Source organism: Cupriavidus taiwanensis, assembly GCF_900250075.1.
Classification (GTDB): domain Bacteria; phylum Pseudomonadota; class Gammaproteobacteria; order Burkholderiales; family Burkholderiaceae; genus Cupriavidus; species Cupriavidus taiwanensis_C.
This window is the reverse complement of sequence record NZ_LT977070.1, coordinates 3,508,639-3,514,475: the sequence shown is the minus strand read 5'-3', so window position 1 is coordinate 3,514,475 and position 5,837 is coordinate 3,508,639. Positions and strand designations below refer to the sequence as shown.

Genomic DNA, 5,837 nt, shown 5'->3' with positions numbered 1-5,837 from the left:
AAGTTATACAGTGCTCGCACAGCAAAACGTGACTGGATCTTCGGATCTGGTCAGTCAGTTTTCTGAGAGTGAGCGACCGCTCGAAAGAGCGAGCCCTTCGGGGCACACAGAGATTGAACTGAAGAGTTTGATCCTGGCTCAGATTGAACGCTGGCGGCATGCCTTACACATGCAAGTCGAACGGCAGCGCGGGCTTCGGCCTGGCGGCGAGTGGCGAACGGGTGAGTAATACATCGGAACGTGCCCTGTCGTGGGGGATAACTAGTCGAAAGATTAGCTAATACCGCATACGACCTGAGGGTGAAAGCGGGGGACCGTAAGGCCTCGCGCGATAGGAGCGGCCGATGTCTGATTAGCTAGTTGGTGGGGTAAGAGCCTACCAAGGCGACGATCAGTAGCTGGTCTGAGAGGACGATCAGCCACACTGGGACTGAGACACGGCCCAGACTCCTACGGGAGGCAGCAGTGGGGAATTTTGGACAATGGGGGCAACCCTGATCCAGCAATGCCGCGTGTGTGAAGAAGGCCTTCGGGTTGTAAAGCACTTTTGTCCGGAAAGAAATGGCGCTGGTTAATACCCGGCGTCGATGACGGTACCGGAAGAATAAGCACCGGCTAACTACGTGCCAGCAGCCGCGGTAATACGTAGGGTGCGAGCGTTAATCGGAATTACTGGGCGTAAAGCGTGCGCAGGCGGTTTGATAAGACAGGCGTGAAATCCCCGAGCTCAACTTGGGAATGGCGCTTGTGACTGTCAGGCTAGAGTATGTCAGAGGGGGGTAGAATTCCACGTGTAGCAGTGAAATGCGTAGAGATGTGGAGGAATACCGATGGCGAAGGCAGCCCCCTGGGACGTCACTGACGCTCATGCACGAAAGCGTGGGGAGCAAACAGGATTAGATACCCTGGTAGTCCACGCCCTAAACGATGTCAACTAGTTGTTGGGGATTCATTTCTTCAGTAACGTAGCTAACGCGTGAAGTTGACCGCCTGGGGAGTACGGTCGCAAGATTAAAACTCAAAGGAATTGACGGGGACCCGCACAAGCGGTGGATGATGTGGATTAATTCGATGCAACGCGAAAAACCTTACCTACCCTTGACATGCCACTAACGAAGCAGAGATGCATTAGGTGCCCGAAAGGGAAAGTGGACACAGGTGCTGCATGGCTGTCGTCAGCTCGTGTCGTGAGATGTTGGGTTAAGTCCCGCAACGAGCGCAACCCTTGTCTCTAGTTGCTACGAAAGGGCACTCTAGAGAGACTGCCGGTGACAAACCGGAGGAAGGTGGGGATGACGTCAAGTCCTCATGGCCCTTATGGGTAGGGCTTCACACGTCATACAATGGTGCGTACAGAGGGTTGCCAACCCGCGAGGGGGAGCTAATCCCAGAAAACGCATCGTAGTCCGGATCGTAGTCTGCAACTCGACTACGTGAAGCTGGAATCGCTAGTAATCGCGGATCAGCATGCCGCGGTGAATACGTTCCCGGGTCTTGTACACACCGCCCGTCACACCATGGGAGTGGGTTTTGCCAGAAGTAGTTAGCCTAACCGCAAGGAGGGCGATTACCACGGCAGGGTTCATGACTGGGGTGAAGTCGTAACAAGGTAGCCGTATCGGAAGGTGCGGCTGGATCACCTCCTTTNTTGACCGCCTGGGGAGTACGGTCGCAAGATTAAAACTCAAAGGAATTGACGGGGACCCGCACAAGCGGTGGATGATGTGGATTAATTCGATGCAACGCGAAAAACCTTACCTACCCTTGACATGCCACTAACGAAGCAGAGATGCATCAGGTGCCCGAAAGGGAAAGTGGACACAGGTGCTGCATGGCTGTCGTCAGCTCGTGTCGTGAGATGTTGGGTTAAGTCCCGCAACGAGCGCAACCCTTGTCTCTAGTTGCTACGAAAGGGCACTCTAGAGAGACTGCCGGTGACAAACCGGAGGAAGGTGGGGATGACGTCAAGTCCTCATGGCCCTTATGGGTAGGGCTTCACACGTCATACAATGGTGCGTACAGAGGGTTGCCAACCCGCGAGGGGGAGCTAATCCCAGAAAACGCATCGTAGTCCGGATCGTAGTCTGCAACTCGACTACGTGAAGCTGGAATCGCTAGTAATCGCGGATCAGCATGCCGCGGTGAATACGTTCCCGGGTCTTGTACACACCGCCCGTCACACCATGGGAGTGGGTTTTGCCAGAAGTAGTTAGCCTAACCGCAAGGAGGGCGATTACCACGGCAGGGTTCATGACTGGGGTGAAGTCGTAACAAGGTAGCCGTATCGGAAGGTGCGGCTGGATCACCTCCTTTCCAGAGGCTTGTGTCTCAAGCCTAGCGTTCACACTTATCGGTTTGTTTGCTGTTACAGCCAAGGGTCTGTAGCTCAGGTGGTTAGAGCACCGTCTTGATAAGGCGGGGGTCGTAGGTTCAAGTCCTACCAGACCCACCAAGTTATCCGAGGGGGGATTAGCTCAGCTGGGAGAGCACCTGCTTTGCAAGCAGGGGGTCGTCGGTTCGATCCCGTCATCCTCCACCACCGCTTACGAGCGGTGCGAAACGCCTGGTACCTTGGTTTGGTTGTCAAAGGAAAGCGTTCGAGCGAATGCTTCCCTTTGGCATTGCCAAGCGATCGCAAGATCGGCTGTTCTTTAACAATATGGGATGTAGTAAAGGTGTCGCGGTGCTTTGATGAGAAGCACAGTAGTTAAACGCGATACCGGGTTGTGATTGTATCAACCAAAATGTATTTAAAGTGATCGAAAGATGACTTGGAATACGGCACAAATGCGAGAACTCAACCTGTAGTGAGCGTGTCCTCGAGACACACTTGTTATAGGGTCAAGCGAACAAGTGCATGTGGTGGATGCCTTGGCGATCACAGGCGATGAAGGACGCGGTAGCCTGCGAAAAGCTTCGGGGAGCTGGCAAACAAGCTTTGATCCGGAGATGTCCGAATGGGGAAACCCGGCCCGTATGGGTCATCCCACACTGAATTCATAGGTGTGGGAAGCGAACGCGGCGAACTGAAACATCTAAGTAGCTGCAGGAACAGAAATCAACCGAGATTCCCAAAGTAGTGGCGAACGAAATGGGAAGAGCCTTGTACTCTTTAGCAGTGGTGTTAGCAGAACGGGATGGAAAGCCCGGCCATAGCAGGTGATAGCCCTGTATGCGAAAACACGATTGTGGAACTAGGTGTACGACAAGTAGGGCGGGACACGTGAAATCCTGTCTGAAGATGGGGGGACCATCCTCCAAGGCTAAATACTCGTGATCGACCGATAGTGAACCAGTACCGTGAGGGAAAGGCGAAAAGAACCCCGGGAGGGGAGTGAAATAGATCCTGAAACCGCATGCATACAAACAGTCGGAGCCCTTTCGGGGGTGACGGCGTACCTTTTGTATAATGGGTCAGCGACTTACATTCAGTGGCAAGCTTAACCGATTAGGGCAGGCGTAGCGAAAGCGAGTCCGAACAGGGCGTTGAGTCGCTGGGTGTAGACCCGAAACCAGATGATCTATCCATGGCCAGGTTGAAGGTGCGGTAACACGTACTGGAGGACCGAACCCACTAACGTTGAAAAGTTAGGGGATGAGCTGTGGATAGGGGTGAAAGGCTAAACAAATCTGGAAATAGCTGGTTCTCTCCGAAAACTATTTAGGTAGTGCCTCGTGTCTCACCTTCGGGGGTAGAGCACTGTCATGGTTGGGGGGTCTATTGCTGATTACCCCGCCATAGCAAACTCCGAATACCGAAGAGTGCAATCACGGGAGACAGACATCGGGTGCTAACGTCCGGTGTCAAGAGGGAAACAACCCAGACCGCCAGCTAAGGTCCCCAAATATAGCTAAGTGGGAAACGAAGTGGGAAGGCTAAAACAGTCAGGAGGTTGGCTTAGAAGCAGCCACCCTTTAAAGAAAGCGTAATAGCTCACTGATCGAGTCGTCCTGCGCGGAAGATGTAACGGGGCTAAGCTATATACCGAAGCTGCGGACGCGTGCGCTCCTTTAAGTGCACCAAGCTTGTCGATGCGCAGCATCGACAAAGCCACCAACAATGATCGATGGTGGTTGTGCTAGTGGATTTAAAGGAGCGTACGCGTGGTAGGAGAGCGTTCTGTAAGCCTGTGAAGGTGTCTTGTAAAGGATGCTGGAGGTATCAGAAGTGCGAATGCTGACATGAGTAGCGATAAAGGGGGTGAAAGGCCCCCTCGCCGTAAGCCCAAGGTTTCCTACGCAACGTTCATCGGCGTAGGGTGAGTCGGCCCCTAAGGCGAGGCAGAGATGCGTAGCTGATGGGAAGCAGGTTAATATTCCTGCACCGTCGTATGATGCGATGGGGGGACGGATCGCGGAAGGTTGTCCGGGTGTTGGAAGTCCCGGTCCCTGCATTGGAGAAGGCGCTCAGGCAAATCCGGGCGCGGGATTCAAGGATGTGGGGCGAGCGGCCTAGTGCTGCGAAGCAATTGGAAGTGGTTCCAAGAAAAGCCTCTAAGCTTCAGTCATACGAGACCGTACCGCAAACCGACACAGGTGGGCGAGATGAGTATTCTAAGGCGCTTGAGAGAACTCGGGAGAAGGAACTCGGCAAATTGGTACCGTAACTTCGGGATAAGGTACGCCCTGGTAGCTTGACTGGCCTGCGCCAGAAGGGTGAAGGGGTTGCAATAAAATGGTGGCTGCGACTGTTTAATAAAAACACAGCACTCTGCAAACACGAAAGTGGACGTATAGGGTGTGACGCCTGCCCGGTGCCGGAAGATTAAATGATGGGGTGCAAGCTCTTGATTGAAGTCCCGGTAAACGGCGGCCGTAACTATAACGGTCCTAAGGTAGCGAAATTCCTTGTCGGGTAAGTTCCGACCTGCACGAATGGCGTAACGATGGCCACACTGTCTCCTCCCGAGACTCAGCGAAGTTGAAGTGTTTGTGATGATGCAATCTCCCCGCGGCTAGACGGAAAGACCCCATGAACCTTTACTGTAGCTTTGCATTGGACTTTGAACCGATCTGTGTAGGATAGGTGGGAGGCTTTGAAGCGTGGACGCCAGTTCACGTGGAGCCGTCCTTGAAATACCACCCTGGTTTGTTTGAGGTTCTAACCTTGGCCCGTGAATCCGGGTCGGGGACAGTGCATGGTAGGCAGTTTGACTGGGGCGGTCTCCTCCCAAAGTGTAACGGAGGAGTTCGAAGGTACGCTTGGTACGGTCGGACATCGTACCTAAAGTGCAATGGCAAAAGCGTGCTTAACTGCGAGACCGACAAGTCGAGCAGGTGCGAAAGCAGGACATAGTGATCCGGTGGTTCTGAATGGAAGGGCCATCGCTCAACGGATAAAAGGTACTCTGGGGATAACAGGCTGATACCGCCCAAGAGTTCATATCGACGGCGGTGTTTGGCACCTCGATGTCGGCTCATCTCATCCTGGGGCTGTAGCCGGTCCCAAGGGTATGGCTGTTCGCCATTTAAAGAGGTACGTGAGCTGGGTTTAAAACGTCGTGAGACAGTTTGGTCCCTATCTGCCGTGGGCGTTGGAATCTTGACGGGGGCTGCTCCTAGTACGAGAGGACCGGAGTGGACGTACCGCTGGTGTACCTGTTGTCTCGCCAGAGGCATCGCAGGGTAGCTATGTACGGAAGAGATAACCGCTGAAAGCATCTAAGCGGGAAACTCGCCTGAAGATGAGGATTCCCTGGAGGCTTGACCTCCTTGAAGGGTCGTTCGAGACCAGGACGTTGATAGGCTGGGTGTGGAAGCGCAGTAATGCGTTAAGCTAACCAGTACTAATTGCCCGTAAGGCTTGATCCTATAACCAGTGTGTTTCACCTGGTGAG

General features: G+C 53.7%; 2 tRNA genes, 2 rRNA genes and 1 other annotated feature. All 4 genes read left to right on the top strand.

The features are described 5' to 3' along the window. Positions 1-115 precede the first annotated feature (115 nt). The 4 genes from CBM2588_RS31690 to CBM2588_RS31675 all read left to right on the top strand — a co-directional run bounded on the left by CBM2588_RS31690 (position 116) and on the right by CBM2588_RS31675 (position 5,811). A 16S ribosomal RNA gene (locus CBM2588_RS31690) occupies positions 116-1,647 on the top strand. A gap of 10 nt (positions 1,648-1,657) precedes the next feature. Beyond that, positions 1,658-2,300 (top strand) — a sequence feature (16S ribosomal RNA rRNA prediction is too short). Between the two features lie 75 nt (positions 2,301-2,375). Further along, positions 2,376-2,452: transfer RNA gene (locus CBM2588_RS31685), tRNA-Ile, on the top strand. 11 nt (positions 2,453-2,463) lie between these two features. After that, positions 2,464-2,539, top strand: a tRNA-Ala gene (locus tag CBM2588_RS31680). Between the two features lie 300 nt (positions 2,540-2,839). Beyond that, a 23S ribosomal RNA gene (locus CBM2588_RS31675) occupies positions 2,840-5,811 on the top strand. Together the 16S and 23S rRNA genes with 2 tRNA genes alongside form the textbook arrangement of a ribosomal RNA operon. Positions 5,812-5,837: the final 26 nt, after the last annotated feature.